14 protein-coding genes are annotated in these 15,851 nt (G+C 66.0%); 11 read left to right on the top strand and 3 right to left on the bottom strand.

Features of this window, described 5'->3' with window-relative positions:
- Window positions 1-96: 96 nt before the first annotated feature.
- A complete protein-coding gene (locus tag ACIPVK_RS09065; protein ID WP_407611647.1) occupies window positions 97-702 on the bottom strand; it encodes a dihydrofolate reductase family protein in 606 nt (201 codons plus the stop codon).
- A gap of 634 nt (window positions 703-1,336) precedes the next feature.
- On the opposite strand from ACIPVK_RS09065, the gene leuA reads away from it, so the two are divergent.
- From leuA to ACIPVK_RS09050, 3 genes are all read left to right on the top strand, one after another.
- On the top strand, window positions 1,337-3,076 hold the full coding sequence (gene leuA / locus ACIPVK_RS09060; RefSeq protein ID WP_407611646.1) for a 2-isopropylmalate synthase: 1,740 nt from the start codon (window positions 1,337-1,339) through the stop codon (window positions 3,074-3,076).
- A gap of 79 nt (window positions 3,077-3,155) precedes the next feature.
- Window positions 3,156-3,908: a DNA repair protein RecO gene (gene recO, locus ACIPVK_RS09055; protein ID WP_407611645.1), complete on the top strand. Its 753-nt coding sequence runs from the start codon at window positions 3,156-3,158 to the stop codon at window positions 3,906-3,908.
- Complete coding sequence (locus tag ACIPVK_RS09050) at window positions 3,905-4,732, top strand: isoprenyl transferase (protein WP_407611644.1); 828 nt, start codon at window positions 3,905-3,907, stop codon at window positions 4,730-4,732. The genes recO and ACIPVK_RS09050 overlap by 4 nt, the downstream gene beginning before the upstream one ends.
- Window positions 4,733-4,743: 11 nt before the next feature.
- Here the strand turns inward: ACIPVK_RS09050 and ACIPVK_RS09045 are convergent, their stop codons facing one another.
- Window positions 4,744-5,943 carry an alpha/beta fold hydrolase gene (locus tag ACIPVK_RS09045; protein ID WP_407611643.1) on the bottom strand — a complete coding sequence of 400 codons (1,200 nt, stop codon included), beginning with the start codon at window positions 5,941-5,943 and terminating at the stop codon, window positions 4,744-4,746.
- 61 nt (window positions 5,944-6,004) lie between these two features.
- On the opposite strand from ACIPVK_RS09045, the gene ACIPVK_RS09040 reads away from it, so the two are divergent.
- Window positions 6,005-7,096, top strand: coding sequence for a quinone-dependent dihydroorotate dehydrogenase (locus ACIPVK_RS09040; protein ID WP_407611642.1), 1,092 nt, complete (start codon window positions 6,005-6,007; stop codon window positions 7,094-7,096).
- 197 nt (window positions 7,097-7,293) lie between these two features.
- Here ACIPVK_RS09040 and ACIPVK_RS09035 read toward each other — a convergent pair whose 3' ends face one another.
- Entirely contained in the window at window positions 7,294-7,875 is a 582-nt protein-coding gene (locus ACIPVK_RS09035; RefSeq protein ID WP_407611641.1) for a DUF3043 domain-containing protein, read from the bottom strand.
- A gap of 70 nt (window positions 7,876-7,945) precedes the next feature.
- Here ACIPVK_RS09035 and ACIPVK_RS09030 point away from each other — a divergent pair, with 70 nt between their 5' ends.
- The 7 genes from ACIPVK_RS09030 to ACIPVK_RS09000 all read left to right on the top strand — a co-directional run bounded on the left by ACIPVK_RS09030 (window position 7,946) and on the right by ACIPVK_RS09000 (window position 15,278).
- The gene (locus ACIPVK_RS09030) at window positions 7,946-9,355 is read left to right on the top strand and encodes a dipeptidase (RefSeq protein WP_407611640.1); all 1,410 of its coding nucleotides are present in this window, start codon (window positions 7,946-7,948) and stop codon (window positions 9,353-9,355) included.
- A gap of 108 nt (window positions 9,356-9,463) precedes the next feature.
- A complete protein-coding gene (locus ACIPVK_RS09025) occupies window positions 9,464-9,838 on the top strand; it encodes a HesB/IscA family protein (RefSeq protein ID WP_407611639.1) in 375 nt (124 codons plus the stop codon).
- Between the two features lie 205 nt (window positions 9,839-10,043).
- The gene (coxB, locus tag ACIPVK_RS09020; protein WP_407611638.1) at window positions 10,044-10,919 is read left to right on the top strand and encodes a cytochrome c oxidase subunit II; all 876 of its coding nucleotides are present in this window, start codon (window positions 10,044-10,046) and stop codon (window positions 10,917-10,919) included.
- Between the two features lie 6 nt (window positions 10,920-10,925).
- Window positions 10,926-12,644: a cytochrome c oxidase subunit I gene (gene ctaD, locus ACIPVK_RS09015; protein WP_407611637.1), complete on the top strand. Its 1,719-nt coding sequence runs from the start codon at window positions 10,926-10,928 to the stop codon at window positions 12,642-12,644.
- A 2-nt stretch (window positions 12,645-12,646) separates the two neighbouring features.
- Complete coding sequence (locus ACIPVK_RS09010; protein ID WP_407611636.1) at window positions 12,647-13,048, top strand: cytochrome c oxidase subunit 4; 402 nt, start codon at window positions 12,647-12,649, stop codon at window positions 13,046-13,048.
- 158 nt (window positions 13,049-13,206) lie between these two features.
- The gene (locus ACIPVK_RS09005; RefSeq protein ID WP_407611635.1) at window positions 13,207-13,992 is read left to right on the top strand and encodes a GntR family transcriptional regulator; all 786 of its coding nucleotides are present in this window, start codon (window positions 13,207-13,209) and stop codon (window positions 13,990-13,992) included.
- Window positions 13,993-14,087: 95 nt separating this feature from the next.
- Window positions 14,088-15,278, top strand: coding sequence for an alpha/beta fold hydrolase (locus ACIPVK_RS09000; protein WP_407611711.1), 1,191 nt, complete (start codon window positions 14,088-14,090; stop codon window positions 15,276-15,278).
- The last annotated feature ends 573 nt before the right edge of the window (window positions 15,279-15,851 follow it).

Below are 15,851 nucleotides of genomic sequence, written 5' to 3'. Positions count from 1 at the left end.
CGACACCGCCCGCGGGAATTTGGAAAGCCCTGCGACGCCGTGCTGCTTGCGCGGCAAGGCGCGGCAGCCCGGAAGCCGTCGCGCGGATACCGCCGGTCAGCCGGCGTTGGCGGGCCGGTAGGTGTTGACCAGGACCCCGGCCGGCAGTGCCCGGGACTCGAGAAGCCGGAAGCGCGCGAGCGGAAACCCGTCGGAGAACAGCCGCTTTCCGCTTCCCAGCACCAGCGGGTAGACAACGAGCCGGTACTCGTCGACGAGGTCGTGCGCGGCCAGCGTCCCGATCAGGTTTCCGCTGCCCCACACGCGGATCTCGCCTCCGGGTTCCTCCCGCAACTTCTGCACCGCAGCCGGAACGTCGGGCCCCAGAAGCCGCGAGTTCTTCCACCCAAGCTCGCTGAGCGTGCGCGAGGCAACGTACTTGGGGACCTGGTTGTATCTTTTGGTCAGCCATCCCTGGAAGCCCGGCTCGTTTTCATCCCATACGCCCCAGGCACCGGCGAAGATCTCGTAGGTCTTGCGGCCGAGCAGCAACGCCTCGGTGCGCCCCTCCCACTCCTCGATGATTTCCCCGACCTCCGCGGGGCTTTCCCGGGTTTGCCAGCCGCCGTGCTCGAAGCCGCTTTCGCGGTCCTCCTCCCTGCCGCCCGGCGCCTGGACGACGCCGTCAAGGGTAATGAATGCCTGTACAACGATCGAGCCCATGTTGCTTTCTCCCTGCTGGTTGCGGGTACGGCTGCGTTTTTGCGAAGCCGATGCCGCCCGATGCCCGCAGGCGCCGCCCCGGCACCGTCCTGGCCGGTCCGTGAGCGGCAATCCGCCGCCCTGCATCGGACCGGATGCGCGGCAACGCCATGGCCGCAGGTGAACGGCTCCGTTGCCCCTGTTGCGCCCGGGAGCCTGCAGGCCCGATTTTAGTGCAGGGGAATAGCGAAAGACAGGGCTTCGGGCCCGGGACATCCCCGGAGACCGGTCGGAAAATTCGCCGTCGCAACGCAACGCGCCGGGGCCCGGCCTGCGAATCCGCGCGCGGCAAGCGGGCGGCCTGGAGACCGCTGCGGCCGGGCATGCCGCCAGGCGGCAGGAAGCGGTGGCAAGCGCGTAGCCGGGGCCGGGGACCGGACCGCACGGTGTCCACAATGTGACACAAGTTGTTCAACAAGTCACCTCGGGCGCCGGGGCGGTGTTATGTTGGATACGTGCATTTCGGACTACTTCTACTAAGCCGCCGCGGCGAGACCCAGACAGGACTCTAACGCGTCCTTCGGCCGACCCCTCGCTGCGGAGTCACCCACCGTCCCGGCCCACTTTCGCCCCACCAAGGAAAAGGCCCACTGAAATGCAAAACCTGCAAAAGCCCTCCGGAATGCCCGTCCACAAGTACGTGCCTTTCCAGGACCAGATCAACGTCTCGCTGCCGGACCGCACCTGGCCGGACAAGTACATCACCACCGCCCCGCGCTGGTGCGCCGTGGACCTGCGTGACGGCAACCAGGCGCTGATCGACCCGATGAGCCCCGAGCGCAAGCACAAGATGTTCGACCTGCTGGTCAAGATGGGCTTCAAGGAGATCGAGGTCGGCTTCCCGTCCGCCTCGCAGACGGACTTCGACTTCGTCCGCCAGCTCATCGAGCGCGGGATCCCGGACGACGTGACCATCCAGGTCCTCACCCAGTCCCGCGAGCACCTGATCGAGCGCACCTACGAGGCGCTCGAGGGCGCCAAGCAGGCCATCGTGCACCTGTACAACTCCACCTCGGTGCTCCAGCGCCGCGTGGTGTTCAACCAGGACCAGGACGGCATCGTCGACATCGCCCTGACCGGCGCGCGCCTGTGCAAGAAGTACGAGGAGCAGCTCACCGGCACCAAGATCACCTACGAATACTCCCCGGAGTCCTTCACCGGCACCGAGCTGGAGTTCGCCAAGCGCATCTCCGACGCCGTGGCCGAGGTGCTCGAGGCCAGCCCCGAGAACAAGATGATCCTGAACCTGCCGGCGACCGTGGAAATGGCCACCCCCAACGTGTACGCCGACTCCATCGAGTGGATGCACCGCAACCTGGCCAACCGCGACTCCATCGTGCTGTCCCTGCACCCGCACAACGACCGCGGCACCGGTGTCGCGGCGGCCGAGCTCGGCTACCTGGCCGGCGCTGACCGCATCGAGGGCTGCCTCTTCGGCAACGGGGAGCGCACCGGCAACGTCGACCTGGTCACCCTGGGCATGAACATGTTCGGCCAGGGCATCGACCCGATGATCGACTTCTCCGACATGGACGAGATCCGCCGCACCGTCGAGTACTGCAACCAGCTCCCGGTCCCGGAGCGTTCCCCCTACGGCGGGGACCTGGTCTTCACCGCCTTCTCCGGCTCCCACCAGGACGCCATCAAGAAGGGCTTCGAGTCCATGGAGGCCGACGCGAAGGCGGCCGGCAAGACCATCGACGAGATCACCTGGGGGGTTCCGTACCTGCCGGTGGACCCGAAGGACATCGGCCGCTCCTACGAGGCCGTGATCCGCGTGAACTCGCAGTCCGGCAAGGGCGGGGTCGCCTACCTGCTCAAGAACGAGCACTCGCTGGATCTGCCGCGCCGCGCGCAGATCGAGTTCTCCGGCGTCATCCAGCGCAAGACCGACGGCGAGGGCGGGGAAATCTCCTCGGCAGCCATCTGGTCGGTCTTCCAGGACGAGTACCTGCCGGTCACCGAGGGCTCGGACGCGCAGGAGTGGGGCCGCTTCAAGCTCGGCTCGGCCAATGCCGACACCGCCGAGGACGGCAGCTTCGCGCTGACCGCCACGCTGCTCATCGATGGGGTCCCGCACCGCCGCTCGGCCGCCGGCAACGGCCCGATCAACGCGTTGGTCAACATCCTGGGCAACGAGGGCGTGGACGTGCGCGTGCTGGACTTCACCGAGCACGCCCTGTCCGAGGGCGGCAACGCCGCCGCGGCCGCCTACGTCGAATGCGCCGTGGGCGAGCGCGTGCTCTGGGGCGTGGGCGTTGACACCAACACCACCATGTCCTCGCTGAAGGCAGTGATCTCCGCGGTCAACCGCGCGGTGCGCGACCAGCACTGAGCGCGGGAAAAGTAGTACACGGGGTCCCGTGCGCCGCAACGGTGTGCGGGACCCCCATTAGTTTGAGATGATGGACTACGTGGCACGTTCAGGGTTTACCGCAAAGAGTTACCGCACCCGCGGCATAGTCTTGCGCACCCACAAGCTGGGCGAGGCCGACCGCATCATCACGCTGCTGAGCCCCGAGTTCGGGGTCGTGCGCGCGGTGGCCAAGGGCGTGCGGCGCACCAGCTCCAAGCTCGGCGCCACCCTCGAGCCGTTCATGGAGGTCGACGCCCAGATCGTGGCCGGCCGCTCGCTGCACACCATCATCCAGGCCCAGCTGCGCCACCCCTACGGGCAGGCGCTCGTGGCCGACTACTCCGCGTACACCGCCGGGGCGGCGATGCTGGAGACCGCCGAACGGCTTACCGACGCCGACGCCGAATCCGTCGCCGCGCAATACCGGCTGCTGCACGGGGCCCTGGCGGCCCTGGCCCGCGGCGGCCACGAGCCCGGGACCGTGCTGGACTCCTACCTGTTGCGCGCCCTGGCCACCGCCGGCTGGGCGCCGAGCTTCACCCACTGCGTGCGCTGCGGCGCGGTGGGACCCCACCAGGCCATCAACGTGCCCCTGGGCGGGGTGGTCTGCCACGACTGCCGGCCCGCCGGATCGATGTCCCCCTCCCCGCAGACCGTCGCCCTGCTCGCCGCCCTGCTGGCCGGCGACTGGGAAGCGGTGGACGCCGCCGATGCGGCAACCCGCGGCCAGGCGGCCGCGATCACCTCCAACTACCTGCAATGGCACCTGGAACGCGCAGTGAAATCCCTCAAACTCGTGGAGCGAAGATGAGCAAAGCCCCCAAGATCACCGGCAAGCCCGGACCCGTCATTCCCGCGATGCGCCCGGGCGACGCCCCGATGCCCGCCATCCGCCCCGAACTGGTGCCGCAACACGTCGCCATCGTGATGGACGGCAACGGCCGCTGGGCCAACGCGCGCGGGTTGCCGCGCACCGAGGGCCACCGTGCAGGGGAAGCGGCGCTGCTGGACGTGATGGCCGGCGCGGTGCAGATGGGCATCAAGTACGTCTCGGTGTACGCCTTCTCCACCGAGAACTGGAAGCGCAGCCCCGAGGAGGTCCGCTTCCTCATGGGCTTCTCCCGCGACGTGCTGCGCCGCCAGCGCGACACCCTCAGCGAATGGGGCGTGCGCATCCGCTGGGCCGGGCGCGAGCCGCGTCTGTGGCGCACCGTGGTCAATGAGCTTAAGGAAGCCGAGAGGCTCACCGCCGCCAACCAGACCTGCCAGCTGACCATGTGCGTGAACTACGGGGGGCGGGCGGAGATCGCCGACGCCGTGAAGGCCATCGCCGAACAGGTGGCCGCCGGGACCCTGAAGCCCTCGCAGGTGAGCGAGAAGACCGTGGCGAAGCACCTGGACGAACCCGAGATGCCCGACGTCGATTTGTTCCTGCGCACCAGCGGCGAGCAGCGCACCTCCAACTTCCTGCTTTGGCAGTCGGCCTACGCCGAGATGGTGTTCATCGACGAGCTGTGGCCCGACGTGGACCGCACCACGCTGTGGGAAGCGGTGCGCGAATACGCCAGCCGCGACCGCCGCTACGGGGGAGCGGTGGACAAGCCGGTTCAGAAGCCGGTGGCCGCCGAGGGCTGAGCCGGAATCCCTCAGGACCGTCCGAGTGCCGCCTCCACGCGCGCACCGTGTCCCGGCAGGTAGCCGGCGCCCCAGCTGTCGATGGACGCGTACGCCGCGGCGCGCGGCTCGGGCCCGGAGGCGAACACGTCGTGCATGGCCCCGGGGATGATCGCGTTGGTGACCTCGCGGCCCAGCTTCAGCGAGCGCTCACGCACCACGTTGACCTCCAGGACGCTGTCGTTGTGCATCATCGATTCGTCGAACACGGGGCCCAGGTGCGAGGTCTTGGAGGTCAGCACCAGCACCGGGACCTTGATGTCCAGCCCCCTGGCCACCTCCCGGTGCCCCGCCATCACCGCCGTGATCCAGCCGGCCGTCGCGGGGAAGGACACCGGCGGGCGCCAGCGCGGGTGCAGGTCCCAGGAACCGTGGGCCCGCCGGCTCATCGAGCGCCAGTAGTTGTCCAGTTCCGGCAGGTGCAGCTTGGCGCGCGGACGCAGCCGGGCGATGGGTTCGACCACGCCTTGGGCGGCATAGCGGACCAGGTAGCTTCCCTGCAGCTCCAGCCACGGGCTGTTCAGGACCAACGCGTCGAACGCCCGCGGGTGCCGGTTGACCCACAGGCTGGCCACCAGCCCGCCGGTGGAATGGGCCACGCAGATCCCCTGTGCATCGGTCCCTTCCAGGGAGCGGATCACCTCCAGCGCCGCTTCCAGGTCCGCGTCGTATTCATCCAGGGAGGCGGTGAAGCCGGGGTTCAGGTGGTGCTCGCGCAGGCTTCGCCCGTAGCGGCGCAGGTCCAGCGCGTAGAAGGCGTATCCGCGCGCGGTCCAATAGCGGGCCAGCTCGGTGTTGTAGAAGTAGTCGCTCCAGCCGTGGACCGCAAGCACAAAACCGGCCTTCGGTTCCGCGTTCCCGGCCGAGTGGGAAGAGTCGGTTGAACTCGGCCGCGGCCACAGCCTCTCAAGGGTGGCGCGCACCCTCGACCCGGCCGTCGTCCCGGCATGCGCGGGTTCCGGGGCCGGCAGGCGGTAGCGCACCAGCGTGGCGCACAGCTCGCCCTCGGCGTCGCTGCCCTGCGGCAGGGTCGTGTAGCTGAACCCCTCGCCCAGGATGTCCGGCTCCCAGGCGCCGGGCCGGGTCGTCGCGCTGAACTCCGGCCAGCCGGTGCTGGGATCGTTCTCCGGCGGGAGCCCGGGCCTGGAACCAAGGGAGGAGGCGTGCGACATGTGTTGAGCATAACGAACTTGAAGTTGTTTGGAAGCGGGGTTGCGGGGAAGACTAGGAGTCATGCGCATATACCCCACGATTTTCCGTCTGGTCTTCACGAAGATGGACCCCGAAAAGGCACACCACTTTTCCTTCGATGCCCTGCGGCTGGCCGAGAAGCTCGGGGTGTCCGTCATCGCGAGGAAGCTGTGCGCCCCCGATCCGGCGCTGCGTCGCACCGTGATGGGCATCGACTTCCCCTCGCCCTTCGGCCTGGCGGCGGGCTTCGACAAGGAAGGGGCCGGGATCCCGGCCCTGGCTGACCTGGGGTTCGGCCACGTGGAGGTCGGCACCATCACCGGCGTCGCGCAGCCGGGCAACGAACAGCCCCGGCTCTTCCGCCTCGTCGAGGACAAGGCCGTGATCAACCGCATGGGGTTCAACAACGACGGCGCCCGCGCGGTGGCACCGCGCATCCGCGCCGCACGGCTGCGCCTGGCCGGACGCTTCGGTGACCTACGCCCGGTCATCGGCGTGAACATCGGCAAGACCAAGACCGTGGAGCTCGACGACGCGGTTGCCGACTACCTGGTCTCCACCCGCGAGCTCGCGGCCCACGCGGACTACCTGGTGGTCAATGTGTCCTCTCCCAACACCCCGGGGCTGCGCCTGCTCCAGGGCGTTGAGACGCTTCGCCCGCTGCTGAGCGCGGTGGGCGCGGAGGCCGACCGCGTCGCCGGGCGCCACGTCCCGCTGCTGGTCAAGATCGCACCGGACCTCAACGACGAGGACATCGCGGACGTCGCGAAGCTGGCCACCGAACTGGGCCTTGACGGCATCATTGCCACCAACACCACCATTGCCCGCGAACCGCTGGTCTCCGACGCCTTCAAGGTTGCGGAGATCGGGGCCGGGGGACTGAGCGGGGCCCCGCTGAAGGCCCGCTCGCTGGCGGTGCTCAAGGTGCTGCGAGAGAAGGTGCCCGCAGAAATGGCGATCATCTCGGTGGGCGGGGTGAGCACCGGCGAGGACGTCATCGAGCGCCTCGAGGCCGGCGCGGACCTGGTCCAGGGCTACACCGCGTTCCTCTACGAGGGACCGCTCTGGGTCCGCGGCATCAACAAGGCGCTGGCCAAGGCGCAGGCACAGGGCCGGTCCCTGGCCAGGAAGTAGCAAGCTCCGCTTCGCGGGCCCCTGCACCGAACCATGGGTGTTGGGGCCCGCGGCGTTTGGACAGCCACCCGGGGGACCGGGGCCCGTTGCGGCCGCCGAGTCCCGGGCAGCGAAAAGGCGTGTGGCGCCCCGGCCGGAATCCGTCCGGCAGGGTGCCACACGCCTTGGTGTGGAATCATGAACGCGTTTGCGTGGTTTTAGCGCGGGTCCTCGCCGCGGCGGACCTGCGGCTTGGGCAGGCGCAGCTTGCGGAACTGCAGGCCGCGCATGATGGCGTAATAGGTGACGCCGCGGTCGACCGAGCCGAAGCGGGCGACCATGGCCTTCTTCAGGCCGCGGGACATGATGAACGCGTCGACGGCCACCAGACCCACCAGGATCCACAGGGCAAAGGTCACGTACACGGTCACCTCCGGGAACCTCGAGAGGGTCAGCGAGACAATCAGGAACGCGAACACCGCGAACATCAGGTACTCGCCGACCATGAAGCGGCGGTCCACGTAGTCGCGGGCGAAGCGCTTCTGCGGTCCCTGGTCACGGGCCGCCATGAAGCGCTCGTCACCGGTCTCGTTGGCCAGCCGCATGCGGTTCTGCGCCTCCAGCCGCTGCGCGCGCTCGGCCTCACGGGCCAGCTTGCGGTCAGTGGGCACCAGCGGGCGCTGGTTTTGCGCCTGCTGCGCACTGCGCTTCGGGGTCGGGGCATTCTTGCCGACGGGCTTTGTGGTCTCTTCTGTGGGCGCTTCTACGGAAGCTGCCTGATCTTTCTTGCGTCCAAACACCCTTCCAGTCTAGCTTGCACGCGGCACGCCATCGTCATCGGGCACCCGGCGCGGTTGTAGGCTTTCTCGTATGACTACCAAGAACACCGCCGTCCCGGCGTCTTTCGGCGTGGATCGCGACTCCTTGAGCGCGCACGTCGACACGGATTTCGACCGCATTGTCTCCGAACTGGGCAGGCTGGTGGCCATTCCCGGCATCGCCTGGGAATCATTCGACCCCGCCCAGCTTGACCGCAGTGCCGAGGCCGTGGCCCAGCTGGTGCGCGAGGCCGGCATGGAGAATGCCGAGATCCTGCGCGTACCCACCGCCACCGGTGCCATGGGAGGCCCGGCCATCGTGGCCAGCCGCCCCGCCCGCGACGGCAAGCCCACCATCCTGCTCTACGCGCACCACGACGTGCAGCCCCCGGGTGACGAGGACCTGTGGGACACCAAGCCGTTCGAGGCCACCGAGATCGGCGGCCGTCTCTACGGGCGCGGCGCGGCCGACGACAAGGCGGGCATCATGGTGCACATCGCCGCCCTGCGCGCGGTGCTGGACACCGTCGCGGACTTCGGCCTCGGCGTCACCTTCTTCCTGGAGGGGGAGGAGGAAGCCGGCTCGCCCAGCTTCCGCCAATTCCTGGAAACCCACCGCGACCGCCTGGAGGCGGACGTGATCGTGGTCGCCGACTCCAGCAACTGGAAGGTCGGTGTCCCGGCCTTGACCACCTCCCTGCGCGGCATGGTCGGGGGAGTGGTGGAGATCCGCACGCTTCAGCACGCTGTGCACTCGGGCATGTTTGGCGGTCCGGTGCTCGATGCCCCCACCGTCGCCGCGCGCCTGATCTCCACCTTCCACGACGCGCAGGGCAACGTGGCCATCGACGGATTGGTCTCCACCGAGCGCGCGAACGTCGACTACCCGGAAGAAGCGTTCCGCGCCGATTCCTCGGTGCTCGATTCCGTGGCGCTGGCCGGCAGCGGCAACATCGCCGACCGGCTCTGGAACAAGCCCGCGCTATCCATCATCGGCATGGACATTCCCTCTGTCGCGGTTTCCTCAAACACCCTGCTGCCCTCCACCCGGTTCAAGCTGAGCCTGCGCGTGGCTCCCGGCCAGGATCCCGAGGCTGCCACCGCGGCAGTGCGCGAGCACATCATGAAGCAGGACCTCGGCGGCGCGCACGTGAGCTTCGAGGCCGACGAGGCCGGGCAGTCCTTTGCCACCGACACCTCCGCACCGGCCGCCCAGGCCAGCCTCTGGGCGCTGGGGGAGGCGTGGGGCGTCCCGGCCGTGGAAACGGGCATCGGCGGATCCATCCCGTTCATCTCCGACCTGCTGGAGGTCTTCCCGGCCGCGCAGATCCTCGTCACCGGCGTCGAGGACCCGGACTCCCGAGCCCACTCGGCCAATGAGTCGCTGCACCTGGACGATTTCCGTCATGCAATTTTGGCCGAGGCGCTGCTCTTGGCACGCTTGAACAACCACGGGCTATAAGGCCCTTACGGCAGCCGCGCGCCAGCATTTGCGGACTCGTCGTACCATTGATGGTGAGGGGCCGCGCTTGAGGCGTAGCCCAAGTGAGCAGTATATGGAGGATCACGCATGACAACTGCAGCCAATGAGACCACCGCAGACCCGACCGAGCTTCCGAGCCACGAGGTCAAGCTTTCGGAGGTCGCAGCAGAAAAGGTTCGTTCACTGCTCGAACAGGAGGGCCGCACCGATCTTCGTTTGCGCGTCGCTGTTCAGCCAGGGGGATGTTCGGGCCTGATTTACCAGCTTTACTTCGACGAGCGCCTGCTTGAGGGCGACGCCGTCAAGGACTACGACGGCGTTGAGGTTGTCGTGGACAAGATGAGCGTTCCCTACCTGGACGGCGCTTCGATCGACTTCGAAGACACCATCGCCAAGCAGGGTTTCACCATCGACAACCCGAGCGCCGGCGGCTCTTGCGCCTGTGGAGATTCCTTCCACTAAGCCGGAACCAAATGCACCGCCCAAACGTTGAGACATCTTCGTCCCTGGGCGGTGTTTTGGTCGGCATTCGCATGCCCGAGAGGGTAAGCTCTACGATAAGTAGTAAAACTATGGTTTTCTTCGACCTCATCAGCGTTGATTCACTTGAGTCCGGCCGCTGGGTGTCGAAGACTCATTCAGCACCAACAAAGAGGAAGGGCCGTCTGTGAGTTCGCAAGACCGAACCAGCAGCCGCCGCAAAGGCATAGCCAAAGTCTTGGCCATTGCCGGCGCCGGCGCGTTGTTGTTGACGGGATGTTCAGCGGAAGTCCAGCGAGGTTGGCTCCCAAACGTCGAACGTGACACCACCAACCACACCGGTATGATCCAGGATCTCTGGGTCAACTCGTGGATTACCGTACTTTTGATCGGTATCTTGACGTGGGGCCTGATGCTTTGGTGCATCATCGCCTACCGCCGCCGCAAGACTGACACTGGCTACCCGCGCCAGCTCAGCTACAACTTGCCCATCGAAATTTTCTACACGGCCGTGCCGCTCGCGCTAGTCCTGACGTTCTTCATGTTCTCCGACAGCACCGAGAAGGCGATCAACGCCGAGGTGGATTCCCAGCTCGTGGTCGATGTCCGTGCCAAGCAGTGGGCATGGGACTACAACTACACCTACGGGGCCCTGGAAAAGTACGAAGCCACCACTCAGGCACGCCTGACCGGTGAACCGGGCGTCGAGGAAACCCTGCCCACCTTGTACCTGCCCGTTGGAAAGTCCGTCAAGCTCGAGCTGAACAGCCGCGACGTCATCCACTCGTTCTGGGTCCCTGCATTCCTGCAGAAGCTCGACATGATCCCCGGCAGGACCAACTACATCTACCTCACCCCGCAGGTCGTAGGGCAGTTCGACGGCAAGTGCGCGGAGCTCTGCGGTGAATACCACTCGGAGATGCTCTTCAACGTGAAGGTCGTGCCCGAGGACGAATTCGTGACGTACCTGAACACCTTGAAGGACGGCCACGTCGGCGAGGAATACGACCGCCAGCCGAACAAGGTCAACGAGGTTTCGGCCCACGCATCGGAAGGAAAGTAATCCGTCGTGACTACTTACGAATACGCAACCGATGAGGCGAAGACCATCGCCCCGCGCGTGGTCCCGGTTTCCAAGGGACGGATCTTCGTCAACTGGATCACCACCACCGACCACAAGACGATCGGGTACATGTACCTGATCACCTCGTTCATCTTCTTCTGCATCGGCGGCGTGATGGCACTGGTCATCCGTGCCGAGCTGTTTGAACCGGGCATGCAGATCCTGCAGACCAAGGAACAGTACAACCAGCTGTTCACGATGCACGGCACGATCATGTTGCTGATGTTTGCAACCCCGCTCTTTGCAGGGTTCACCAACGTCATGATGCCGCTGCAGATCGGCGCACCGGATGTGGCCTTCCCGCGACTGAACGCCCTGGCCTTCTGGTTCTTCTCCTTCGGTTCCACCATTGCGTTGGCAGGTTACCTGACCCCGCAGGGTGCGGCTTCCTTCGGCTGGTTCGCTTACGCACCGCTGTCGAACACCACCTTCAGCCCGGGCGTGGGCGGGGACCTCTGGGTCTTCGGCCTGGCCCTCTCGGGCTTCGGCACCATCCTCGGCGCCGTCAACTTCATCACCACCATCATCTGCCTGCGCGCACCGGGCATGACCATGTGGCGCATGTCCATTTTCACCTGGAACGCGCTGATCACCTCGATCTTGGTCTTGATGGCCTTCCCGCCGCTGGCAGCAGCTTTGTTCGCACTCGGTGCGGACCGCCGGTTCGGCGCGCACGTCTTTGACCCGGACGCAGGCGGAGCCATGTTGTGGCAGCACCTCTTCTGGTTCTTCGGACACCCCGAGGTGTACATCATTGCGCTTCCGTTCTTCGGCATCGTCTCGGAGATCTTCCCGGTGTTCTCCCGCAAGCCGATCTTCGGCTACAAGGGCCTGGTCTTCGCAACGATCTCGATTGCTGCGCTGTCCGTCTCGGTGTGGGCACACCACATGTACGCCACCGGCCAGGTCATGCTGCCGTTCTTCGGCTTCATGACCATGCTGATTGCCGTGCCGACCGGCGTGAAGTTCTTCAACTGGATCGGCACCCTGTGGCGCGGATCGATCACCTTCGAAACCCCGATGCTCTGGAGCATCGGCTTCATGGTGACCTTCCTCTTCGGTGGCCTGACCGGCATCATCCTTGCGGCCCCGCCGCTGGACTTCCACGTCTCGGACACCTATTTCGTGGTCGCGCACTTCCACTACGTGGTCTTCGGAACCGTCGTCTTCGCGATGTTCGCCGGATTCTACTTCTGGTGGCCGAAGTGGACCGGCAAGATGCTCAACGAGCGCCTTGGCAAGATCCACTTCTGGCTGTTGTTCGTGGGCTTCCACGGCACCTTCCTGATCCAGCACTGGCTGGGCGTCATCGGCATGCCGCGACGCTACGCCGACTACATGCCGGAAGACGGGTTCACCACCATGAACCAGTTCTCCACCGTGTTCGCCTTCATCCTGGGCATGTCGATGATCCCGTTCTTCTGGAACGTCTGGACCACGCACCGCCACGCGAAGAAGGTCACCGTGGATGATCCGTGGGGCTTTGGTGCATCGCTCGAATGGGCAACCTCTTGCCCGCCGCCGCGCCACAACTTCCACTCGATTCCGCGTATCCGTTCCGAGCGACCGGCTCTTGACCTCCACCACCCGGAACTGAGCGCCCGCTCGACCCCGGACACCGCGGTGGCCAAGATCTTCGGCCCGGCAGACCAGAAGGACCTGTAGAGATGAAAGTAGAATCCTGGCTCTTCTTGGGCGGCATATTCATGTTCACTCCGGTGGGCATCGTCTACGGGATCATGACCGAGTGGAAGGAGCCGGTTGGAGTTCTGGCCACGTTCATGCTCACGGCCATGACCCTGATGATCGGTTGGTACCTGCTCCACACCTCGCGTCGCGTCGGTGCGCGTCCCGAGGACCGCGTTGACGGTGACATCCACGAGAATGCCGGAACGCTCGGCCTCTTCGCTCCGTGGAGCTGGTGGCCGCTGGCCCTGGGCACGGGCGCCGCAATCGGCTTTGCCGGTTTGGCGCTCGGCTGGTGGGTCCTGTACATCGGTGTTGGCCTCACGATCATCGGTCTCATTGGCTGGGTCTACGAGTACAGCCGCGGTGAGCACGCCCACTAACCCGGGCGCGTGACAAAAGCAGTTCATCAGCGGAAGCGGTGCTTCTTTCCCCTACGGGGGAGGGAAACACCGCTTCCGCTGTTTAAGCGGGCATGGGCCGAATGCGGGACAATGGAAACGTGAGGGCCGGGTGCCGGCCCGACGACAATGGAGTAAACGTGAAACCCTACGCGCCGCAGCCCAAGGTGCATGGCCTGATCGACGAGGAATCACCGGTCAGCAAATACCGGCAGATCCGCGAGATCCTGCGTACGCACGCCGCGAGCGTCTGCCAGCCCGGATACCGGCTTCCGCCCGAACGCGAGCTGGCCGAGGGATTCAACGTGGCCCGCAAGACCCTTCGACAGGCCATCGACTCGCTGGTCGAGGACCAGGTGCTCAAGCGCGTGGTCGGCGTGGGGACGTTCGTGGCGCACCCAAAGCTCGACCTGCAGATCCGGTTGAACTCATACAGCGAGGAAATGGTCAGGCGCGGCATGGTCCCCGACGCGCACGTGCTGCGCTTCGAGGAGGCACCTGCCTCCAGCAGCCTGTCGCGGCACATGGAGATCGACGAGGGCCAGCCCGTGATCCGCTTCAGCCGCCTGCTGCTGGCCGACGGCAAGCCCATGAGCCTGGATGAGAACTTCATGCCCAGCGAGCTGGTGCCCGGCTTCCTGAACGACCCTCCGCCCATTTCGCTGTACCAGTCGCTGCACGAACGCTATGGCCTGGTCCTGGAATGGGGCGAGGACCAGATCGAAAGCACGGCGGCAACCAGCGAACATGCCGGACTGTTGCAGGTCGAAGTCGGCTTCCCGCTGCTGCGCATCACCAGGTATGCATTCGTCGGCGAGGTGCTCGTCGACTATTCGATCTCCCTGTACCGATCGGACCGCTACAAGCTGTTCGTCCCGCTGCAGCGCCAGGGGACCCGCAGCCCGCGCTACACCACCGTGCGGTAGCGCCAGGCGCTCCAGGGCGGCGTCAGGCCCCTCCTGGGTGCAGCAGGCGGCGTCCGCCCGCGGCCTCCCATGGAACGTCCACGGCCTTGCAGACCATGGTTGCAGTCATTGGCGCCAAGCCTGTGATTGTGATCGGTGGACTCGATCGACTGGTTCCCCCGAGAAGCGGATGCAATGAACGGGGCGTCAAACCGATCCAGGAGTGTGACCTGCGGGTAAAGACGCGCGCCGGGGTCCTCACTTATAGTGAGCCGATGAGGAAGTGGGTGGTGCCTGCATCGGCGGCGCTGGGACTTGCCGGTCTCGCGGCGCTTTTGCTAGCGCGCGGGCCCCGTCTGCCGCCGGGCACCGCGAGAACGATTGCCCGCATCCGCGCGGGCCCCGTGACGGGAGTCGTCAACGGCATATCGGGATACGCCCGGTTCGACGGGGTCCGGATCTGGTACGAGTCCATCCCTCACGCCGGCGCGGAAAAGGGTGTCGTATTACTCAACTCCTCACTCGGCGTGGGCTCGTTGTTCTGGCCGCCGGCATTCCTGCGCGCCTTGGCGGCCGGGGGATACCGCGTGGTCAGGTACGACCATCGGGGCACCGGCGCCTCGAGCTGGATGGCGGGCTGGAGCCGTAGGCAGCCGTACTCGCTGATCGACATGGCGAACGATGCGATTGCCGTCCTCGACGAGCTTCGCCTCGACCGCGTTCACCTGCTCGGGCTCTCCCTCGGAGGTTTCGTGGCCCAAGAGGTCGCTGTCGCCTACCCCGAGCGCGTCCGCTCCCTCACGCTCATGTCCACCTCGGCGGACCCAACCGACACCTCGATGCCCGGACCCAAGGCCTGGCCGCTGCTCCAGTCGGCGATGGCCGGCCTTCGGCCGCTGCGCTATCGCTTGCTCGGCGGCGAAACAAATCTTGTCAAGGAGGTGCTTGCGGGGCTCGTTGCCCAAGGGGGAGACGAACCTATCGATGTCGAAGAATGGACAAGGATCGTTCTTTACGACCTGCGCGAGCGAAACGGACTCAACTTCCGTGCACTGCTGCAGCATCAGGTAGCTGTTGCCGTGACCCGCTCGCGATACCCACTACTGGGCTCGATCACTGCGCCCACCCTGGTGATACACGGGAACGCCGATGCGTTCTTGCCAATCGAGCACGGCCACCGGCTCGCCGCAGCCATCCCTTCGGCGCACGGGCTGTGGCTGGAAGGCGCTGGCCACCCGTTCCCATACCCCGACATGCCTGGGGTTATTGCGGCGATCACGAGCCACCTTGACGCCGCCGATGCTTAAGTTTCGAGACCGGCGGGGTGACCGGGTTGGCGGCAACTCAACAAGCGAGGCTGAAATTGCGGTCCTCTCCCGAAACCGGGGTATTCATGGTCTTCGCGATCAGCGTCATCTCGGCCAGCCATCCGATCAGCGTTAAGGTGATGCCACCGCCGGTCATGTCCTTCCCCGTGGGAGCTTCCTTTGGGTTGGTAGTGGCCGAATACGTAGGGAACTCGTTTTGAAACCTCGGGATTGAACAGGGAATACGATTTTCCGGAGTCCCATGGCGCCGAACTTGCGGCCCTGGATTCCTGCGGTCCCAACTGATTTCACCTCGGTGTGTTTTTTCGCCGCGGTGGGCGGTCCTGGTTGGTGGTGATCGAGCGGGCTGGAGCTACTGCAGGGCGTCCCTCGCGGCCCCTTCCCAGCTGCTTGCCCAACACCGGTTGGAACGACACCGCACGGCAGGACGATCGGAGGCCTTGGGGATAGCCGGGGGAGCGGGGCCGAAGTGTGCTCGCCGCTGTCGGCCTCGGCGGGACGGGCAAAAGCGGGTTAAAAACTGCGGGGGGCCCCCCCAAGGGGGGGCCCCCC

It is taken from the genome of Paeniglutamicibacter sp. MACA_103 (assembly GCF_045798555.1).
Lineage (GTDB): Bacteria > Actinomycetota > Actinomycetes > Actinomycetales > Micrococcaceae > Paeniglutamicibacter.
The sequence above is the reverse complement of the archived record's forward strand: the minus strand, read 5'-3'. Positions and strand labels throughout refer to the sequence as shown.